Raw genomic sequence first — 17,382 nt, 5'->3', positions numbered from 1 at the left:
GGCCTTAGCGAGAGGGGCCTTGGCAAGGGCGAACCGCGCGGTCACGAAGCAGCCCATGGGTGGAAAACCAGGAGGGACGGGACGTTCACGCACGACCAGCCCCATCACCGGCTCAGAGGCCCTCGTCGTCGCCGAGGTCCTCACCTTGCGCCAGTTCCTCGGCGACCTCGCCCTCACCCGCCAGATCGTCGTCCTCACCGGGGGCGGCCTGCACGGCCCAGGCCTGCTCGCCAGCCATCAGCTCGATGATCTCTTCCTCAGGCTCGTCCTGTTCCTGAACGCGCTGATGGCCCTTGATCAGGGCGTTCTTCAGGTTCTCCAGGACCACCGTCTCGTCCGCGATCTCGCGCAGGGCGACGACCGGGTTCTTGTCGTTGTCGCGATCGACCGACAGCGGCGCGCCGGCCGCCACGTCCCGCGCCCGCTGGGCCGCCATCATCACCAGCTCGAACCGGTTCGGAACCTTCAGGACGCAATCTTCAACGGTAACGCGGGCCATACCTTGCTCACTCCAACAACGAAATGGGTGCCGGGAATAGGGGCACTGAACACCATCCCATAGTTATAAGGGGCCGGTTTCCCGGTTGCAAGGAAGCCGACATTCCCCGCCCCCACTCTGTGGCATGGATGCCACGCGCGAAGACGTTGCGGGAAAAACGTCGCCGGCCCCCGTTCAAATGCGGGCGCCCACCGCATCCAATGGACCGCCCGCGCCGTAATGCGGATGGTCGTCCGAACCGGGACCCAAACCGGGAGACGACCACCCCTCGGACCGGAGACATCCATGCGCGCCCATCTCGCCATTTCCTGCTGCTGCCTCGCCCTGGCGGCGACCCTGTACCCGACCTTCGACGCGACGGCGGCCACGGTTGTCGTCACCCAGAAGGGCCGCGCCTTCGTGCCCTCCCAGATCAAGATCATGGTCGGCGACACCATCACGTTCCGCAACGATGACGTCGTCCCTCATCATGTCGTCTCGCACACCCCCTTGTTTCCCTTCGACCTGGACCTGGAGCAGCCGGGCCAGGAACGGTCACAGACCTTCACCCAGGCGGGCCAGGTGATCGTCGGCTGCGACCTGCACAGCAGCATGGAAGTGGTCGTGGACGTGGTGAAGGCGGCACAGTAAGGCCCCGCCTTGACGTGCCCGCCTTGACGATAAGGCCCCCGATGGCGGCGTCATCGGGGAGGGGACCGGGGCCGGCGGGGCGGATCAATCCACCCGCCGGACCTCACCCGTGTACAGCACCGGCCCGGTGGGGGCACCCGTGGGTGACCCGCCCTTGGGCTCCAGGCTGATGGCCAGGACCACGGCCCCGCCCGCCAATGTGGTTCGCGGCAACGGCAGCCGTTTTCCGGCCTGAACCAGGCCAACGGCCCGGGGCGCGGCCCCCTTGGTGATGCTCCACAATTCCAGATCCTTGCCGGCTGGCGGCTTCCAGGCCGCCAGCGGCGTCAATTCCACGGTCCCGCGGGTACGGCTCTCCACCAGCCAGGTCGGCTGGCCCTGCCCCTCGGCCGCCATCAACGCCAGGTAGCGAGGCGCCCGCTCCGGCACCACCGCGAACCAGGCCAGGGATGCCGCCAGGGCGGCGGCGCCGGCCGCCGACCAGCGCCAGACACCGGGCGAGCCCCAGGCACGCCGCAGGACATGCACCGTCCCCCCGCTGGACCGGCGCCCCGCTGACGCCGGCCCGGCGTTCAAGGCGGTCTCGATCCGGGGCCACAGGTCGACCGGCGGAGCAACCGGTGGCGCCAGGGCGGTCAAGGGGGCCAGGCGGCTTTCCCAGGCCAGCACGGCCGCGCGCAAATCGGGACGGGTGTCCAGCGCGCCCGCCACGGACCGGGCCTGGTCGGCGTTCGCCGTTCCCAGCACGTACTCACCCGCCAGCGTGTCCAGGTCTTCAGGATGATCGGGGATCATGCCGCCAGGCACTCCTTCAAAGAGGACAGGCCGCGCCTGATCCAAGACTTGACCGTACCCAGCGGGGTCGCCAACCGCTCCGCCACCTGCCCATGCGACAGGCCTTCCACGAAGGCGAGAACGATGGCGCGCCGGCTTTTCTCATCCAGCCTATGCAGGCAGCGCGTCACGCCGGCGGCGTCGCGCGCGTCCTCCAGGGCCCGCAAGGGATCCGGCGCGTCATCGGCGGCATCGGGGATGGTGTCGGTGAGGCTCTCCCGCCCCATGCGACGGGCGGCGTCCAAGGCCCGATAGCGGACGATGGAGGTCATCCAGGCCGCCGCCGACCCCATGCCGGTGCTGAAGGCCCCGGCGTTGCGCCAAATCTGCAGGAAGGCGTCATGCAGGGCGTCCGCCGCCACCTCCGGCCGGCGCACGATGCGCAAGGCGACACCATGCAGTCGCGCCGCCTCGCGCTCATAAATCTGGCGCAACGCGCCCTGGTCGCCCTGCGCGACGCGGCCCATCAAAACCTCAAGACTGGTCATCGCCGTCACCGCCCCACCTCCGTCGCCCCGACACGCCCCAGTCGTGTCCCCCCATCTACGCTGGAAACGGAAGGTTGGATGAGGACGCATCCAAATTCAATTGTGCGACGTAAAGGGGGTGATCCTCCTGAAACGCGACGGAGCTTTTGCAAGCGATGCGTCTTTGTTCACTTCTCCCGGCCAGCCTCTGCGGGCTTTTACTGCTCGCCGGCTTGGCCCGCCCCGCCGCCGCCAATGACACTGGCGGCAAACTGCTGGCGACCGGCGGCGTGACCCAACTGGAAGGGGCCGCCGGCGGCGGCCTGACGCCATGGGCGGTCATCGGTGGTTACGAAACCGTCGATCAAGTGGGTGCCAACGCCTTTTACACCCGGGTGCAATCCGGCAGCTACAGCCTGAACAGCTATGGCGCGTTGGTCGGCATCGCCAACCGCGTGGAGTTGTCCGTGGCCCGGCAATCCTTCAACACCGAGGATGTCGGCGCCCTGCTGGGACTGGGCAAGGGGTACACCTTCAACCAGACCATCGTGGGCGCGAAGGTGCGCCTGGCGGGCGACGCGGTGCTGGAGCAGGACAGTTGGCTGCCGCAGATCGCTGTGGGCGCGCAATATAAGCACAACGACCAGGGGGCCGTGCTGCGCGCCATCGGCGCCCGGCATGATGGCGGCACCGACTTTTACGTGTCGGCCACCAAACTGTTCCTGGCGCAAAGCCTGCTGGTCGACGCCACGGTGCGGTTCACCAAGGCCAACCAGATCGGCATCCTGGGGTTCGGCGGCAAGGACGACAGCTATCATGTCGAGCCGGAGGGCAGTGTCGCCTATCTGCTGTCCCGCGATTTCCTCATCGGGGCCGAGTACCGCAAGAAGCCGGACAACCTGGCCATCGCCCATGAGGACGACTGGTACGACCTGTTCGTCGCCTGGGTCCCCACCAAGAACATCTCGGTCACCGTGGCGTTCGCCCCCTTGGGTAACATCGTCATCCGCGACCATCAGAACGCCGCCTACCTGTCGCTGCAGGTTGGCTTCTAAAACCAATCAAGGACTCAATCCATGCGCCCTCACCTGATGTTCACCGGGGCCTCGTCCCGCGCGGCCGTGACCGCCCTCGCCCTGGCCCTCACCCTGAGCGTCGGCCCCGTCCACGCCGCCCGCGCCGATGACGCGACGTTCCAGGCCTTCGGTGGAAAGGCCGGCCTGCAAAGCCTGATGGAGGATTTCATGGCCAACCTGCTGGCGGACGCCCGCACCCGGCCCTTTTTCGAGAAGGCGAACCAGACCCGCATCAAGGCCCAGCTGGTAGACCAGTTCTGCCAGGCGCTGGAAGGCCCATGTCACTACAAGGGTCTGGACATGGCATCCGCGCACAAGGGCCTGCCCCCGATCTCGCGGGAGCATTTCAACGCCCTGGTGGAAGACCTGCAGGACGCCATGGACAAGCACCACGTCCCGTTCACCGCACAGAACAAGCTGCTGGCCCAACTCGCCCCCCTGCATCGCGACATCGAGCATCCCTGACACCGGCATCGGCCAGGGCGGCGCACGCCTTCTTCAGTTGTCGCGGCGGGCATCCACCCGCCGCGATCATAGCGGTTCCGTCACCTGGCCCGGCGGCAGCGCGGCGATCAGCGCGGCCAGATCCAGGCCGGAGACGGGATGGCGCCAATCCGGCGCCAGGTCGCGAAGGGGCAACAGGACGAAGGCCCGCTGGTGCAGCCTGGGATGCGGTAGCAGGGGCGCGTCGGCGCTGACCTGATCATCATAGGCCAGCAGGTCCAGGTCCAGCCCCCGGGCCTCGTTCACCCGGCGGCGGACCCGCCCGAAATCCGCCTCCACCTTATGCAGCGACGCCAGGAGGCCGGCGGCGTCCAGCGCGGTCTCGACCCGCAGGACGCCATTGACATACCAGGGCTGATCGGACGCCGGCACCGGCGCGCTGCGGTACCAGGGCGATTGCGCCGCGATCGACACCCCCTCCGCCGCCAAGGCGCGCACGGCGGCGGCCACCACCTCCAGTGGTCCACCGACATCCGGCACCGACAGATTCGACCCCACCCCCACGAAAATCATTCCCAGCCCCCCGCACAGCGCCCCAGCCCCCGCGCGCGGCACCCGTCCCTTGCGCGGAGCGGCCCCGGATGGTTGAACGGAATATGTTCCAGCGGCTTAATTTCGCGGATTTCCACCATTTTGATAACCTCAAATGGGAGACGGGGCTTTAAATCGGCGCGGTGCGACCATATCTCGCTTGAACCCGTTAACCTATTCACTTTATGTAAAGAGCTTGATGGTTTGGCAAAAAGCCGACATGCTACTCATAATTGAGACCATTGCATTTCTAGCCATATGATATTCAAAGGATACAAAAATGCTGCATTACCCTGAGGAGCGCCTTGCCCTTTTCATTGATGGCGCCAACCTGTTCGCTGCCGCCCGCGCCCTCAATTTCGATATCGACTATAAGCGTTTGCTGAATTTCTGCGGCAAGAAGGGGCGCCTGATTCGCGCCTTCTACTACACCGCCCTGGTCGAGGATCAGGAGTATTCGCCCATTCGGCCACTGGTCGATTGGCTGGACTATAATGGCTACACCATGGTCACCAAGCCGACCAAGGAATACACGGACGCCTCCGGGCGCCGTAAGATCAAAGGCAACATGGACATCGAACTGGCCATCGATGTCATGGAGATGGCGCAGCACCTGGACCACATCATGCTGTTTTCCGGTGATGGCGACTTCCGCCGCCTGGTGGAGGCGGTGCAGCGCAAGGGCGTGCGTGTGTCGGTGATCAGCACGGTGCGGTCCACCCCGCCGATGATCGCCGATGAACTGCGCCGCCAGGCGGACAATTTCATCGAACTGATGGATCTGGCGCCCGATATCGCCCGCGCCCATGCGCCTCGCCCGGCGGTGGATGCCATCCAGCATCTCGACACCACGCCGTTGGAATGATATCCGGCGCCCCACACGACATGTAAGCGGGCGCCCTTTCCATGACGCAGAACCTGACGCCGCCGCGGGATAGCCATTCCCCCGCCCCTCCGGGGCATGACTGCTCCCCTGCCCCTCCGGGGCATGACTGCCCATTGTGTCCCCGGCTGGTGGACTACCGCCTGCGCAACCGCGCGGCCTTCCCCGACAAGTTCAACGGGCCGGTGCCGTCCTTCGGCGGCCTGGACGCGCGCCTGCTGGTGGTGGGCCTGGCGCCAGGCCTGCGCGGCGCCAACTTCAGCGGCCGCCCCTTCACCGGCGACTATGCGGGCGACCTGCTGTACGCCACCCTGCTGAAATTCGGCTTCGCCCGGGGACAGTACCTGGAACGGGCGGACGACGGCTTGACGCTGATCGGTGCCCGCATCACCAACGCCGTGCGTTGCGTGCCGCCGGAAAACAAGCCCACGCCGGAGGAGTCGCACACCTGCCGCCCCTTCCTGGTGGATGAGCTGGCAGCCATGCCGAACCTCAGGGCAATCGTGGCGCTGGGGTCCGTCTCCCACACCAGCGTCATCCGCACCTTTGGCCTGCGCCAGGCCGCCCACCCTTTCGGCCATGCCGCCCGGCATGACCTGGGCACGGGGGTGACGCTGTTCGACAGCTATCACTGCTCCCGCTACAACACCAACACCGGCCGCCTAACCGACGCCATGTTCGAGGACGTGTTCCGCGCGGTGCGCCTGGCGGTCGACGCCTGACAAAAAGGCCGGGGAAAACCCGGCCTTCCGTCGCCACCTGTCAGCCCTTGGCCCGCATCAGGCGGGCCTTGTCGCGCTGCCAGTCGCGCTCCTTCTCCGTCTCGCGCTTGTCGCCCTTCTTCTTGCCCTTGGCGACGCCGATCTCGACCTTGGCGTAGCCACGGTCGCTGAAGTAGATCGACAGCGGGATCAGGGTGACGCCATCACGGCGGACGGCGGCGAACAGCTTGTCCATCTCCCGGCGGCGGACCAGCAGCTTGCGGGGCCGTCGCGGCTCATGCTGGAAGAAGCGGCCCGCCAGCTGGTATTCCGGAAAGTGGGCGTTGATGAGATACAACTCCCCATCCCGCTCCCCGGCGTAGGACTCGGCGATGCTGACCCGGCCGGCGCGAAGCGACTTCACCTCCGTCCCGGTCAGCATGATGCCCGCCTCGATCGTTTCGTTGATGAAAAAATCGAAGCGGGCGCGCCGGTTCTGAGCGGCGTATTTACGTTCGTCGGCGCGTGCCATGGCGGTTTTACCGGCCCTTCCTATCAGCCCAACAGTCCGGTATGGACCAGGGCCGCGCGCACCATCTCCTGGGTCGCGGGCGTGGTTTCCACCAGCGGCAGACGCAGCTCCGGACGGCAGAGGCCCAGCAGATGGGCGGCGTACTTCACCGGCGCCGGGCTGGTTTCCACGAACATGGCGTGGTGCAGCGGCATCAGCAGGTCGCGGATGCGGGCCATCTCCACCATGTCGCCGCGGTTCCAGGCGTTGTGCATCTCCGCGCACAGGCGCGGGGCCACGTTGGCGGTGACCGAGATGCAGCCCACCCCACCCTGGGCCAGGAAGCCCGTGGCGGTGGCATCCTCGCCCGACAGCTGGATGAAATCGGCCCCGATTTCAACCCGGGTGCGCAGGGGCCGCGCCAAATCGGCGGTGGCGTCCTTAACCCCAACGATGTTAGGCAACGCGGCGAGGCGGGCCATGGTGGCGACCGACATGTCGATCACGCTGCGGCCCGGAATGTTATAGATGATGATGGGCAGGTCGGCCGCATCATGGATGGCTTTGAAATGCTGGTAGAGACCTTCTTGCGTCGGCTTGTTGTAATACGGCGTCACCACCAGGGCGGCGTCGGCCCCGACGGCCTTGGCATGCTTGGTCAGGCTGATGGCCTCGGCCGTGGAGTTGGAGCCGGTGCCGGCGACCACGGGGACGCGGCGGTCCGCCACCTCGACGCACAGCTCGACCAGACGGCGGTGCTCCTCATGGCTGAGCGTGGGGGATTCGCCGGTGGTGCCGCAGGGGACAAGACCGTGCGTACCCTCTTTGATCTGCCAGTCCACCAGGGCCTGAAAGGCGCGCTCGTCCACCTTACCGTCGGAAAACGGCGTGATCAGGGCGACGAGGGAACCGGCGAGGGTGGGCGTGGCGGTGGTCATCTCTGCAATCTCCGTGGGCATTCGACCCGAAAGGCGCGAACCTTAGCGGCCCAGCCCCTGGGTGACAAGCGACGAGAAACGGCCCCCTGGGCCCCATTGCGACGGGGGCTGGCGGCCTTGCTGCTGCCATTGTCGCTGCTGGCCTGCCCGATCGCGGCGTCGGCCCAGTCCTCCGTCGATATCGGCACGTATCGCGCGGCCTTCAAGGCGGCCGACAAGGGCAAGTGGGGCGAGGCCCACCGCCTGGCGGAACGGGGCCACGACGCCCTGGCCGACAAGGTCCTGACCTGGATGGACCTCAGCCGCAGCGACACCGACGCCAGCTTCCAGGACCTGAGCGACTTCATCGACAAGAATCCGGACTGGCCCGGCCTGGCGGCGTTGCGCCGCAACGCCGAAATGCGCATGCCCAACTTCGGCGACACGCCGACACGCGACTGGTTCGACAAGCATCCGCCGCTGACCACTGCCGGCTTCAACCGCTATGCCGACGCCCTCCTGAACCTGGGTGACAGCGAGAAGGCCATCGGCCTGATCCGCGATCGCTACATCAAGGGCAACTTCGGCGTGGTGGACGAGCGCACGTTCCGCACCAAGTACGTGGCCATCCTGCGTCCCGCCGACCACTGGGCCCGCCTGGACCGCCTGCTGTGGGAGAATGACGAGGAGGACGCGCGGCGCATGCTGCCCATCGTCGATCCCGGCCACCAGGCCGTGGCCCTGGCGCGGCTGGGCATGGCCGACCTGGATCCGGGGGTGGAGCGGCTGCTGCAACAGGTGCCCGCCCCGCTGATGACCGAACCCGGCATCACGTACGAGCGGCTGCGCTGGCGCCGGCGCAAGGACATGGACGCCGCCGCGCTGGAGATCGTGGAGAACCTGCCCAAGGACGTGGGAAAGGAATTGGGCCATCCCGAGGCCTGGTGGATGGAGCGGCACATCCTGGCCCGCCGGCTGATGGACCAGGGCCAGATGCAGCGGGCCTACCGGCTGGCCGCCAACCACGGCGTCACCGACGGGCTGGGCTTCATCCAGGCGGAGTTCATGGCCGGCTGGCTGTCGCTGCAGTTCCTGAACAAGCCGGAACAGGCGCTGGACCATTTCACCCATTTATATGAAGGCGTGTCGTCACCGATCGGACAGTCGCGCGGCGCCTATTGGGCCGGCCGGGCCTGCGAGAAGCTGGGCAACCCCGAGCGCGCGCGCCAGTGGTACGAGCTGGCCGCCCGTATGGGCAGCACCTTCTACGGCATGATGGCGCAGGAGAAGCTGGGCCAGGCGGAGGCCATTCCCATCGCCCCCACGCCGTCCGCCGACGCCCATGCCAAGTTCGAGAAGAAGGAACTGGTGCGCGCCGCCCGCCTGCTGGACAAGGTGCTGACGGACGATGACGACCGGGTCGACCTGTTCCTGCGCAAACTGACACAGGACGCCAAGACGCCCGACGATTTCGTGCTGGTGGCCAAGGCGGCGCTGGAGATGCATCGCCGCGACCTGGGCGTGGGCATCAGCCGCCAGTCGCTGAGCCAAGGCATCGTGCTGGCCGACGCGGGCTATCCCATCATCTCCTCCCGCCTGCCGCCGCAGCCGGAACCGGCCCTCATCCATGCCCTGATCCGGCAGGAAAGCAGCTTCAAGGTCGACGCCGCCAGCGGCGCCGGCGCGCTGGGCCTCATGCAGCTGATGCCGCCCACGGCGCAGCAACTCGCCCGGCGCGAGGGCATGAAATACGCCGTCACCAAGTTGACCCATGACGCGGACTTCAACATCCGCCTGGGCAGCCTGTATGTGCAGGACCTGCTGGACCGCTTCGGCGGGTCCTACATCCTGGCCATCGCCGCCTACAACGCCGGCCCCGGACGCGTCGCCAACTGGCTGCGCGATTATGGCGACCCGCGCATCGACGCGGTGGATCCGGTGGACTGGGTGGAAACCATCCCGATCTATGAAACGCGCAACTACGTCCAGCGCGTGCTGGAAAACCTGCACGTCTACCGTATTCGGACGGGCACCCGGCAACTGCCCATGACAACCGACCTGAAGCGGGGCACGGCCGGTTAGGATGGACGGCACCTTTTGGTTAATTCGCGCAAAAGGTTAGGCAATTCACCTATAAGCCCACTGTTAACTTGCGATTAATGAGCGGGGCCCTATCCTACGGGGGTAAACAGCACCCACTAGGAATGCGCGATATGGCCTCTGTTCCCCTGGCGCCGCAGTCCCTGCCCGCCCCCCTGTTGCAGGCGGCGGCCGTCCATAACCGATTGGTGGCCGCCTTCATTCAACTGACCCGTGCGGAACTGGCGCGGCAACGCGACGACTACGCCCGCGACAGCCTGAATGAACTGTTGGACGTGCTGAAAGCGCAGCTGACGGCCTATGACACCCGGCTTGCGCGCAGCGGACATGAGGCGGCGAACCAACCCTGATACGCACTCAAGGGAACGACCACGGCACCCGTCACGAGTCGCGCTCCCAAGGCCCATCCGTTCCCAACTTTTCGGCCGCTGAAGGGCTTGACCCACACCACCAGCGTGCACGGAGCGATTGTCGCGGAGACCCGAAAGATGAATACTATTGTATTCTCACAGCTAAACAGCTCTAAAGAAGGAAACCGCGAGGACAGGTTGAGTGGGCCGGGATAATGCCAGTTGTCAGCATCGAGACATCTCCATACTCTCGCCCCAATTCTGACTTCCTACCTTAGTAGGTAATGTTGTCGTCCCATCCGATGAACTGAGGTGGTGCGTCATCGACTTGGAGTAGTGCACATGCCCCGCAGGACTAAGAACACGGTTGTTGCCGAACTTGAAGGCAAGATTGAGAGCCACGTCGCGAGCCGTATCCGCCTACGTCGCGGTCTTTTGGGGATGAGCCAATCGGATCTCGCCCGGGCATTGGGTATTACATTCCAACAGGTGCAGAAGTACGAGCGTGGCTCCAACCGCGTTTCCGTCGGCAAACTGTATCGCCTGGCCGAAATCCTGGACGTGCCGCTGACCTTCTTCTTCGATGACCTGGAAAGCGGCGCCGACCGGCCCGCCCCCACCACCTTCAGCGCGCCGGACGAGGGTTCGCCCCTGCTGTCCCGTCGCGACCTGGACTTGCTGCGCGCCTGGCGCAACGCGCCGGCCGACATCGCCGACTGCGTGGCCGGCCTGCTGCGCGCCGTGTCCCACGATGAGGACGTCGCGGACGCCCCGGCGTCAGCCCCCGCGCCCGCCACCACGGCGGACGATGCCGCCTCGGATGAATCGAAGCCCACCCGCCGCCGCCGCGGCGCCGTCTGGGACCCGGCCGACATGTACAAGGCGGCCGCCAAGCCGCAGAAGCGCGGCAAGACGGCCCCCACGGCGCCATAAAGGCGCGCGGACGACACCATATCGACCACGGGCGCGGCAACCCACTGCCGCGCCCGTTTCGTTTGGTCCGTCTTTTCCGTTTTGGCGCCCCGCGACCGCCCCGACATACGGGGCGCATCTGCGCTCTGACCCGTGCGGCCTATTCATCCATCCGCTGCTGGCTGTTCATCACCCGGCGTACCCGCTCGTAAAGGGAGGCCCGGGCCAGGGCGGCGTCCAGGCGGTCGAGCGTCGACATCACGTCGGCCGCCTCGGCATCAAGCTCAGCCGCCACCACGTCCATCGCCGCCCAGACGGGCGCCAGCCGGCCATAAAGCGCCCGGCCCCGGTCGGATAAATCAAGCCGCCGGCTGCGCGCGTCACGGGGATCCGCCTGGGCCTCGATGAGACCCGCCGCCTCCAGGGAACGGCGGGTCTGACTGACCGACGGCTGGGTGATGCCAAGGGCCCGGGCCAGTTCCGCCACCGACGACGGACCTTGCTCGGCCAGCTGCTCCATCACCCCCCACCACCGCTGCTCGAACACGACCCCGAGGTCGGCATAAATCCGGCCGGCATCCTGGTCCATGCGTTCAACCAGACGGCGCAGGCGGCCACCGATCGCCAGGGGGCCACGCTTGCGGGTGTGATCCGTCGCCATCCGTTCCTCGTTCTTGCATTTGCATAGGCGCCTAACTATTATCCGGGCGGCCCTGGATTGCATACCACTTGGTTACGAAACCAGCGAAGGGGGGATCATGCGGCGCGTTTCCGAAATGCCGATAGGGCGCTGTGCGCAGGCGGCGGCGCTTCTTTGCCTCCTGGCATTGGCTCCGCCACGAGCAAGCGCGCAGCCCATGGGCACGATCCAGGAGAGTTATCCGGCCGACCAGGTCCAAACGGATCTGGACACGCTGTATCAGCGGCTGAAGACCGATGCCTTCGATCTTTTCGCCTTCACGCCGGAGGCTGATCTGGACAATCTCCACCAGGCACTGAGGGCGGGCATCACACGGCCCATGACACGGGGCCAGGCCGAGGAGCGGTTCCAGCGCCTCGCAGCGGCGGCCCACCAAGGCCATACGCGGGTCGAAGGCGTATACGGCGCCTGGGCGGCCTATCAGAAGGCGCAGGCGCGCGCGTTCCCCTTCGCGGTCCGCATCCGGGACGGCCGGCTTTATGTCTCCGCCACTCTCAGCGGTGATCCGCATCTGCCGCCGGGCGGCGAGATCATGGCCATCGATGGCGTTCCGGCGGTGCTGTGGCTGGATCGCGCGCGCGCCCATGTCTCAGCGGAGACGACGGATCTCGCGGACAGCATCCTGGAATACGACTTCCCCATGTACCTCTGGGTGGAGGTCGGCGCCCGGTCCCGTTTCAAGGTGCGCGTGAAGGCGGCCAACGGGGACACGCTCGACGCCGATGTCGCCGCACGAACGGCATCCGAAATCGCCGCAGCGGCCAGCCGGCAGCCTCCCCGCCTGGATCTGGAGCATCCCTTGCGGGATGCCCGCATCCTGGCCAATGGCGTCGGCTATCTGCGCCCCGGTCCGTTTTACAACGAGGCGGCCAAGACCGGCGCGGAGGAATGGGACGTGACCGCGTTCCGGAGGTTCATCGACAACGCCTTCGGCATGTTCGCGGCGAAGAACGTGCACCGTCTGATCATCGACCTTCGCGGCAATCCCGGCGGCGACAGCCTGTTCAGCGACGTCATGGTCTCCTGGATCGCTGACAGGCCCTATCGATTCTTTTCATCGTTCAAGATACGGGTCAGCGCGGACGCCATCGCGGCGAACCAGGACCGGATCCTGCATGACGCGGTCGCGGCGGGCCCGATCTCCCACCGCTTCGCCGAGTTGTACGCCACGGCCAATCTGGGCGACGTCGTGGACTTCACCCTTCCGGAAACGCAGCCCAACCCAAGCGGACGGTTCCAGGGCACGGTGTACGCCCTGATCGATCGACACAGCTATTCCAACGCCGTGGCCGTCGCCGCCACCCTCCAGGACTATGGGTTCGCCAAGGTTCTGGGCGAAGCGACCACCGACATGGCGACCGCCTATGGCGCCATGGAGCGATTCACCCTGCCCGCCACCGGGATCGTCGTCGGCTTCCCCAAGGCGCATATCGTGCGCCCCAACGGCGATACGCGGCCCAAGGGTGTAACCCCGGACATCGTGATCCCCGCGCCGTTGATCGAGACACCGGATGACGCCATGCTTCAACGCGCGGCGGCGATCGCCGCCGCGGGCGGCCAAGGCCAACCGTAGCCTGGCGCCCATGGACGGGTCGGCTGGTTCAGCCCTTCTTCACGAATTCCGCCCGCAGCACCAACCCTTTGATGGTGTCGTGGCGGCAGTCGATCTCCTGCGCGTCGCCGGTCAGGCGGATGGAACGGATGACGGTGCCGCGCTTCAGCACCTGGTTGGCGCCCTTGACCTTCAGGTCCTTGATCAGGGTCACGCTATCGCCGTCGGCCAGCAGGTTGCCCACGGAATCGCGCACCTCGACCACGCCCGCCGCCGCGCCCGCCGCCGCGTTGGCGGCAGCCTGGCTGGCCGGGATCCACTCCCCGCTGGCTTCGTCGTAGACAAATTCTTCATTGTCTGAACTATTCATCGGGCACCTTGATCCTTGCGCAGGCAACGCCGTCGCCCGGAAGGCCTGATGGCACGGGCGCGGCGTTGTCGTGTTTGTCTGAACGCGGGGGAACCTAGCGGACGGACGGGCGGGCGTCACGCCCGAATGCCGAATAGGCGCCCCGCACATCGGCCGCCATGCCCGACATGGCCCCGAGGAAACTGGCCCCTTCTCCTTGTAAAGCGTCGGCGACACCATCAGCCAGCCCCCCAAGGGGCTTTGCCCGAGCAGATTGCTTCAGTACCGCCGACTTGATATGGTCCGATTGTCGAAAAGAGAGCGGGCCAATTGGTAGCATGGCCTGTCCGGCACCGCCGGAAGTCTCGCTCGTGAGAGACCGCGACACCCTGGGGCTGATTTCAGCTCTTCCGGGTGCTCGCGCCGTTTTTCCGGTCAGGGCACCCCTATTATCAAGGTGCGCCGGATGGAAAATCCCCCTCATAGATCGTTGATCATCGGCCATGGTGCCGCATCGGCCGCGCATTGGCCGATACCGTCGCCACGCCCGGGCGCAGTCGCCCCCATGGCGACGTCCGGCGGGCAACCGCCGCACCCCAGGTCCTGATCGCCCCGGCGGGCTTCGTGCGCGCGAGGGGCGGAGGCTTCTTCACACGCATCGTGGACCGACCGCCGGCAACGACCGTGGTTCCCATCAATCTCAAGACATTAGGACATCCCGATGAACGTCATCATAATTGGGGCCGGCCTCGGCGGTCTCTGCCTTGCCCAGAGTCTCAAGCGCGCGGGCGTGGGCGTCAGCGTATTCGAACGCGACGAAGCGCCGGAGGCACGCCGGCAGGGTTACCGCCTGCATCTCGACGCCGATGGGGTCGCCGGACTCAGGGCGGCGTTGCCGGAGGACCGCTTCGCCCTGTTCGAGGCGACCTCCATGGTCCCCCTGCGGTACACCACCATCCTGGGCACCGACTTCGCCATACGGCGCCGCTTCGTGACCGATGAATACAGCCGGACGACCCACCATCTCGACGCGGGGATTGCCACGCACCTCAACGTCGACCGGGCGACCCTCCGCGAAATTCTGCTTTTGGGGTTGGAGGACGTGGTGCGGTTCGGCAAGGCCCTGACCCATTATGAAAGCGGCGAGGACGGCGTCACCGCCTGCTTCAACGACGGTTCGCGCGTGCGGGGCGACCTGCTGGTCGGCGCGGACGGCGCCGCTTCCGCCGTCCGGCGCCAACGTCACCCCCAGGCGCCATGGATGGATTCGGGTGCCCGGTCCATCTATGGCCGGCTTGATCTCGACGTGGCGCGTCGCCTTCTGCCACCGTCGGCACTCGCCGACGTCTTCACCGGTGCCGCCGACGAGCGGAAGCTGCTGCTGGGTGTCGGGCCGGTGATCTATCCGATGCGTCCCGAGCTCGCCGCCGCCGCCCTGACGCCCGGCTGCACGCTGTCGCCCCGCCAGGACTATGTCGGATGCATCATCGCCGGCCGCAAGGAGCATTTCGGCGACGACGCGACGCTGCGCACGCTGGACAGCGTGGGGCTGCAGCGGCTCGCCGCCCGCCTCCTCAGCGGCTGGCCGGCACCGGCCAGCGACGTCGTGCTCGCGGCCCAGCCCGAATCCTTCTTCTACATCGAGATGAGGTCCAGCATTCCCACGACCTTCGACCGGCCGACCAATGTCACGCTGCTCGGCGACGCCGTGCACACGATGACCCCAAGCCTGGGGCGCGGGGCCAATGTGGCGTTGCGCGACGCGGCATCGCTGGGGCAGACGATCCTGACGGCGCTGCGGTCCGGCCAACCCATGGCCGATGCGCTCGCCGGCTATGAGGCGGAGATGCAGCGCTATGGCTTTGATGTCGTGCGCCACTCGGCCGACATGGGGGCGCGCTTGTTGGGACAGGATCCGCTGCCGGACGCATGACCGGCACCTGCCGTCGGCGCGGACATCGGGCTAAGAAGGCCGCGCCGATGGCAGGTTGTCCCACGTGGCCGCGGGGGCAACCCCGTGGCGAAGGACTCAGGCCCAATGCGGCCAAGGCGCCCCCACGGGAAGGCATCCCCCCACGAACGCTGGGCCGCCTGTCCGCCGTGACGATGCCGCGCGCTACGCCAAATAGGCCACGGCGCTTGGGCACCGATACACCGCCGAACCGCCCTTCGTCCCGTCATGGGGCACGGCCTCCGCCCCGACGCGCGGGCGGGCGGTCTTGGGCAGCATCGTCAGGCTCAGCACATAGCCGATCACCGCGCTGCCACCATAACCGACGATTGGCGTGGGGTAATTCCCAAGCGCGGCGGACAGGATCGCGGTAAACCAAACAGCCCCGAATACCAAATAGGTCTCCTGATGATCGGCGTCGCATAGCTTGCCCACGATCGCCGGCACCAAGAGCAGCGCGGCGCCGGTCATCACCAAAAGGCCGGCGACGATGTGAACGTCAAAAGCGGAGTAGAAGACCTTTTCGACATAAGGGGTGGGCCGCAGCGTGTCGGTTCGGATCAACGTCACCGCGAAACTGGCGACGCCACTGGCGAACGCCGGGGTCACGAAGGGGGCGTCGGGACGCATCATCACCAGGACCGCCAAGCCCGTGGCCAGCATCCCGGCCATGGCGCGATCAGGCTGCAGGGCCAACGCCACGGCGGCTATCACCATCCCGAGGGTCGAACGCCCGTTGGGCGACTGGGCGAACCTGACAATCATCACTGGAAGAAGCACAAGGCTGGGCTGGATGAACAGCGGCCCCAACCTCACCCAGCGCGCGGCATCCTGGTCCTTGTCACCGAACAAGGCCGTCCCCAGCAGCAGGATGGCCATGGCCAACGTCATCACCCCAGACCACCGCCGGTCCCGCCACGGGGTGCCGCCGACCATGGCGAGCATCGCCAGGCCGATGAGGAGCGCCCCGGCGTTAACGCCAAGATAGCGCATCGGTGCGCCCGCCATTGTCAGATAGACCAACCCCAGCAAGGCCGCGCCGACCGCACAGACGATGCCGATCGAACGGGGGTGTGACGTGCCGTCATGGCGAAGCGGCATGCCGAGGACATCCCCCCAAGGAAAAACGCGACCTGGAAAGAGCGCTACGATGGGTTGGAACAGGTGATGGGCGAAAATGCGGGGGGCCAAGCCGCACAGGCTGCCGAGCGCGAAGACAAGCGCATCACCATCGTCTTCGATCGCCCTGGTCTCAAGCCGGATGGCCCGTCCCCAGCCCTCAAGGCCAGGCGGCATCGCCCCTTGCAGGAGGTGGCAGGCCAGGACCGCAAGGCAGCGCCGTAACCCAATGCTCATATGATTGCCTCCAGGGGATGGGCGCCGGCGGCTGTCACCGGATCGGGCGGATTGTCATGGGCGAGTTGCACCCCCGCAACTGTCAGGCGGTAGGCATGACGGGGCGGGCGGCCGCCCTCCACCGGCTGTTGCCACTCGGCCTCCAGGTATCCCTGCCCCTCAAGCCGGATCAGCAGAGGATAGAGCGTACCCGACTTCACGCCGGCCAGCCGGACCAGTTCATAGCCATGGCGCCAAGCGTCAGGCTCCTCAAGCAAGACGGCGAGGATCGTTCTGGCGTGGTTTGAGAGGGCTCGCGTCCGTGTCATACAACAATAAATCTACCTATGTAGATTTATTGTCAAGGGAAACCCCAGATACGACAAAGCCGCCCCGAAGGGCGGCTTGTCCATCTTACCTACCCTGATGTGGCCTGGGCAAGTAATGGCGGAGGGGATGGGATTCGAACCCACGGTACCAGTTTCCCGGTACGACGGTTTAGCAAACCGTTGCCTTCAGCCACTCGGCCACCCCTCCGTCCACCGACTGTCGTCGGCGGTTCGCGTATGTACTCGGGCGG

The 17,382-nt window shown here is 66.5% G+C and carries 21 protein-coding genes and 1 tRNA gene; 11 read left to right on the top strand and 11 right to left on the bottom strand.

Going from position 1 to position 17,382, the window contains the following annotated elements; translation table 11 throughout:
• Window positions 1-112: 112 nt before the first annotated feature.
• Window positions 113-499, bottom strand: coding sequence for a DNA-directed RNA polymerase subunit omega (rpoZ, locus tag FHS74_RS03695; RefSeq protein WP_184797579.1), 387 nt, complete (start codon window positions 497-499; stop codon window positions 113-115).
• A gap of 285 nt (window positions 500-784) precedes the next feature.
• Here rpoZ and FHS74_RS03690 point away from each other — a divergent pair, with 285 nt between their 5' ends.
• On the top strand, window positions 785-1,129 hold the full coding sequence (locus tag FHS74_RS03690; RefSeq protein WP_184797577.1) for a cupredoxin domain-containing protein: 345 nt from the start codon (window positions 785-787) through the stop codon (window positions 1,127-1,129).
• A gap of 84 nt (window positions 1,130-1,213) precedes the next feature.
• Here FHS74_RS03690 and FHS74_RS03685 read toward each other — a convergent pair whose 3' ends face one another.
• Window positions 1,214-1,924, bottom strand: coding sequence for an anti-sigma factor (locus FHS74_RS03685; protein ID WP_184797575.1), 711 nt, complete (start codon window positions 1,922-1,924; stop codon window positions 1,214-1,216).
• Window positions 1,921-2,430, bottom strand: a complete 510-nt coding sequence (locus tag FHS74_RS03680; RefSeq protein WP_246462899.1) for a sigma-70 family RNA polymerase sigma factor — start codon at window positions 2,428-2,430, stop codon at window positions 1,921-1,923. Before FHS74_RS03680 ends, FHS74_RS03685 begins: the two co-directional genes overlap by 4 nt.
• Window positions 2,431-2,663: 233 nt before the next feature.
• Between FHS74_RS03680 and FHS74_RS03675 the strand changes: the two genes are divergently transcribed.
• Both FHS74_RS03675 and FHS74_RS03670 read left to right on the top strand, forming a co-directional pair.
• The gene (locus FHS74_RS03675) at window positions 2,664-3,485 is read left to right on the top strand and encodes a DUF3034 family protein (RefSeq protein WP_211106090.1); all 822 of its coding nucleotides are present in this window, start codon (window positions 2,664-2,666) and stop codon (window positions 3,483-3,485) included.
• Window positions 3,486-3,506: 21 nt separating this feature from the next.
• Entirely contained in the window at window positions 3,507-3,971 is a 465-nt protein-coding gene (locus FHS74_RS03670; RefSeq protein WP_184797569.1) for a group I truncated hemoglobin, read from the top strand.
• A 66-nt stretch (window positions 3,972-4,037) separates the two neighbouring features.
• Here FHS74_RS03670 and folK read toward each other — a convergent pair whose 3' ends face one another.
• On the bottom strand, window positions 4,038-4,523 hold the full coding sequence (folK, locus tag FHS74_RS03665; RefSeq protein WP_184797567.1) for a 2-amino-4-hydroxy-6-hydroxymethyldihydropteridine diphosphokinase: 486 nt from the start codon (window positions 4,521-4,523) through the stop codon (window positions 4,038-4,040).
• A 298-nt stretch (window positions 4,524-4,821) separates the two neighbouring features.
• Between folK and FHS74_RS03660 the strand changes: the two genes are divergently transcribed.
• Both FHS74_RS03660 and FHS74_RS03655 read left to right on the top strand, forming a co-directional pair.
• Window positions 4,822-5,406 carry a LabA-like NYN domain-containing protein gene (locus FHS74_RS03660; RefSeq protein ID WP_184797565.1) on the top strand — a complete coding sequence of 195 codons (585 nt, stop codon included), beginning with the start codon at window positions 4,822-4,824 and terminating at the stop codon, window positions 5,404-5,406.
• Window positions 5,407-5,447: 41 nt separating this feature from the next.
• Window positions 5,448-6,146, top strand: coding sequence for a uracil-DNA glycosylase (locus FHS74_RS03655; RefSeq protein ID WP_246462898.1), 699 nt, complete (start codon window positions 5,448-5,450; stop codon window positions 6,144-6,146).
• A 40-nt stretch (window positions 6,147-6,186) separates the two neighbouring features.
• On the opposite strand, the gene smpB is transcribed toward FHS74_RS03655, so the two are convergent.
• Together smpB and dapA are read right to left on the bottom strand one after the other, a co-directional pair.
• Window positions 6,187-6,657, bottom strand: coding sequence for an SsrA-binding protein SmpB (smpB, locus tag FHS74_RS03650; RefSeq protein ID WP_184797563.1), 471 nt, complete (start codon window positions 6,655-6,657; stop codon window positions 6,187-6,189).
• A 23-nt stretch (window positions 6,658-6,680) separates the two neighbouring features.
• The gene (dapA, locus tag FHS74_RS03645; protein ID WP_184797561.1) at window positions 6,681-7,574 is read right to left on the bottom strand and encodes a 4-hydroxy-tetrahydrodipicolinate synthase; all 894 of its coding nucleotides are present in this window, start codon (window positions 7,572-7,574) and stop codon (window positions 6,681-6,683) included.
• Window positions 7,575-7,691: 117 nt separating this feature from the next.
• On the opposite strand from dapA, the gene FHS74_RS03640 reads away from it, so the two are divergent.
• The 3 genes from FHS74_RS03640 to FHS74_RS03630 all read left to right on the top strand — a co-directional run bounded on the left by FHS74_RS03640 (window position 7,692) and on the right by FHS74_RS03630 (window position 10,936).
• Window positions 7,692-9,635 (top strand): lytic transglycosylase domain-containing protein, encoded by a 1,944-nt coding sequence (locus FHS74_RS03640; RefSeq protein WP_246462897.1) that lies wholly within the window; start codon window positions 7,692-7,694, stop codon window positions 9,633-9,635.
• A 131-nt stretch (window positions 9,636-9,766) separates the two neighbouring features.
• Window positions 9,767-10,003 (top strand): hypothetical protein, encoded by a 237-nt coding sequence (locus FHS74_RS03635; RefSeq protein WP_184797559.1) that lies wholly within the window; start codon window positions 9,767-9,769, stop codon window positions 10,001-10,003.
• 342 nt (window positions 10,004-10,345) lie between these two features.
• Complete coding sequence (locus FHS74_RS03630) at window positions 10,346-10,936, top strand: helix-turn-helix domain-containing protein (RefSeq protein WP_184797557.1); 591 nt, start codon at window positions 10,346-10,348, stop codon at window positions 10,934-10,936.
• Between the two features lie 139 nt (window positions 10,937-11,075).
• On the opposite strand, the gene FHS74_RS03625 is transcribed toward FHS74_RS03630, so the two are convergent.
• A complete protein-coding gene (locus tag FHS74_RS03625; protein WP_184797555.1) occupies window positions 11,076-11,576 on the bottom strand; it encodes a MarR family winged helix-turn-helix transcriptional regulator in 501 nt (166 codons plus the stop codon).
• Between the two features lie 196 nt (window positions 11,577-11,772).
• Between FHS74_RS03625 and FHS74_RS03620 the strand changes: the two genes are divergently transcribed.
• Window positions 11,773-13,188 carry a S41 family peptidase gene (locus FHS74_RS03620; RefSeq protein WP_184797553.1) on the top strand — a complete coding sequence of 472 codons (1,416 nt, stop codon included), beginning with the start codon at window positions 11,773-11,775 and terminating at the stop codon, window positions 13,186-13,188.
• A gap of 28 nt (window positions 13,189-13,216) precedes the next feature.
• On the opposite strand, the gene FHS74_RS03615 is transcribed toward FHS74_RS03620, so the two are convergent.
• Window positions 13,217-13,537: an alkylphosphonate utilization protein gene (locus FHS74_RS03615; protein ID WP_184797551.1), complete on the bottom strand. Its 321-nt coding sequence runs from the start codon at window positions 13,535-13,537 to the stop codon at window positions 13,217-13,219.
• A gap of 700 nt (window positions 13,538-14,237) precedes the next feature.
• Here FHS74_RS03615 and FHS74_RS03610 point away from each other — a divergent pair.
• A complete protein-coding gene (locus tag FHS74_RS03610; protein WP_184797549.1) occupies window positions 14,238-15,449 on the top strand; it encodes an FAD-dependent oxidoreductase in 1,212 nt (403 codons plus the stop codon).
• A gap of 183 nt (window positions 15,450-15,632) precedes the next feature.
• On the opposite strand, the gene FHS74_RS03605 is transcribed toward FHS74_RS03610, so the two are convergent.
• Window positions 15,633-16,568, bottom strand: coding sequence for a hypothetical protein (locus tag FHS74_RS03605; RefSeq protein ID WP_211106089.1), 936 nt, complete (start codon window positions 16,566-16,568; stop codon window positions 15,633-15,635).
• Between FHS74_RS03605 and FHS74_RS03600 the strand changes: the two genes are divergently transcribed.
• Entirely contained in the window at window positions 16,554-16,811 is a 258-nt protein-coding gene (locus tag FHS74_RS03600; protein WP_184797547.1) for a hypothetical protein, read from the top strand. The genes FHS74_RS03605 and FHS74_RS03600 overlap by 15 nt on opposite strands.
• A gap of 8 nt (window positions 16,812-16,819) precedes the next feature.
• Here FHS74_RS03600 and FHS74_RS03595 read toward each other — a convergent pair whose 3' ends face one another.
• Window positions 16,820-17,080, bottom strand: a complete 261-nt coding sequence (locus FHS74_RS03595; protein WP_211106088.1) for a PadR family transcriptional regulator — start codon at window positions 17,078-17,080, stop codon at window positions 16,820-16,822.
• A 167-nt stretch (window positions 17,081-17,247) separates the two neighbouring features.
• A tRNA-Ser gene (locus FHS74_RS03590) sits at window positions 17,248-17,339 on the bottom strand.
• Between the last annotated feature and the right edge of the window lie 43 nt (window positions 17,340-17,382).

The sequence above is a fragment of the Nitrospirillum iridis genome (assembly GCF_014205765.1).
GTDB lineage: Bacteria > Pseudomonadota > Alphaproteobacteria > Azospirillales > Azospirillaceae > Nitrospirillum > Nitrospirillum iridis.
Note: the sequence above shows the minus strand (reverse complement) of the source record. Positions and strands in the feature narration are given on the sequence as shown.

Bases quoted from the DNA above. Each gene is read 5' to 3' on its own strand.
- FHS74_RS03610 (WP_184797549.1), top strand. From the start codon at position 14,238: ATGAACGTCATCATAATTGGGGCCGGCCTCGGCGGTCTCTGCCTTGCC.
- folK (WP_184797567.1), bottom strand. From the start codon at position 4,523: ATGATTTTCGTGGGGGTGGGGTCGAATCTGTCGGTGCCGGATGTCGGT.
- FHS74_RS03670 (WP_184797569.1), top strand. From the start codon at position 3,507: ATGCGCCCTCACCTGATGTTCACCGGGGCCTCGTCCCGCGCGGCCGTG.
- FHS74_RS03600 (WP_184797547.1), top strand. From the start codon at position 16,554: ATGGCGAAGCGGCATGCCGAGGACATCCCCCCAAGGAAAAACGCGACC.
- FHS74_RS03620 (WP_184797553.1), top strand. From the start codon at position 11,773: ATGGGCACGATCCAGGAGAGTTATCCGGCCGACCAGGTCCAAACGGAT.
- FHS74_RS03690 (WP_184797577.1), top strand. From the start codon at position 785: ATGCGCGCCCATCTCGCCATTTCCTGCTGCTGCCTCGCCCTGGCGGCG.
- FHS74_RS03630 (WP_184797557.1), top strand. From the start codon at position 10,346: ATGCCCCGCAGGACTAAGAACACGGTTGTTGCCGAACTTGAAGGCAAG.
- FHS74_RS03680 (WP_246462899.1), bottom strand. From the start codon at position 2,430: ATGGGCCGCGTCGCGCAGGGCGACCAGGGCGCGTTGCGCCAGATTTAT.
- FHS74_RS03635 (WP_184797559.1), top strand. From the start codon at position 9,767: ATGGCCTCTGTTCCCCTGGCGCCGCAGTCCCTGCCCGCCCCCCTGTTG.
- FHS74_RS03615 (WP_184797551.1), bottom strand. From the start codon at position 13,537: ATGAATAGTTCAGACAATGAAGAATTTGTCTACGACGAAGCCAGCGGG.
- FHS74_RS03660 (WP_184797565.1), top strand. From the start codon at position 4,822: ATGCTGCATTACCCTGAGGAGCGCCTTGCCCTTTTCATTGATGGCGCC.
- FHS74_RS03625 (WP_184797555.1), bottom strand. From the start codon at position 11,576: ATGGCGACGGATCACACCCGCAAGCGTGGCCCCCTGGCGATCGGTGGC.
- FHS74_RS03605 (WP_211106089.1), bottom strand. From the start codon at position 16,568: ATGCCGCTTCGCCATGACGGCACGTCACACCCCCGTTCGATCGGCATC.
- FHS74_RS03685 (WP_184797575.1), bottom strand. From the start codon at position 1,924: ATGATCCCCGATCATCCTGAAGACCTGGACACGCTGGCGGGTGAGTAC.
- FHS74_RS03655 (WP_246462898.1), top strand. From the start codon at position 5,448: ATGACGCAGAACCTGACGCCGCCGCGGGATAGCCATTCCCCCGCCCCT.
- dapA (WP_184797561.1), bottom strand. From the start codon at position 7,574: ATGACCACCGCCACGCCCACCCTCGCCGGTTCCCTCGTCGCCCTGATC.
- rpoZ (WP_184797579.1), bottom strand. From the start codon at position 499: ATGGCCCGCGTTACCGTTGAAGATTGCGTCCTGAAGGTTCCGAACCGG.
- smpB (WP_184797563.1), bottom strand. From the start codon at position 6,657: ATGGCACGCGCCGACGAACGTAAATACGCCGCTCAGAACCGGCGCGCC.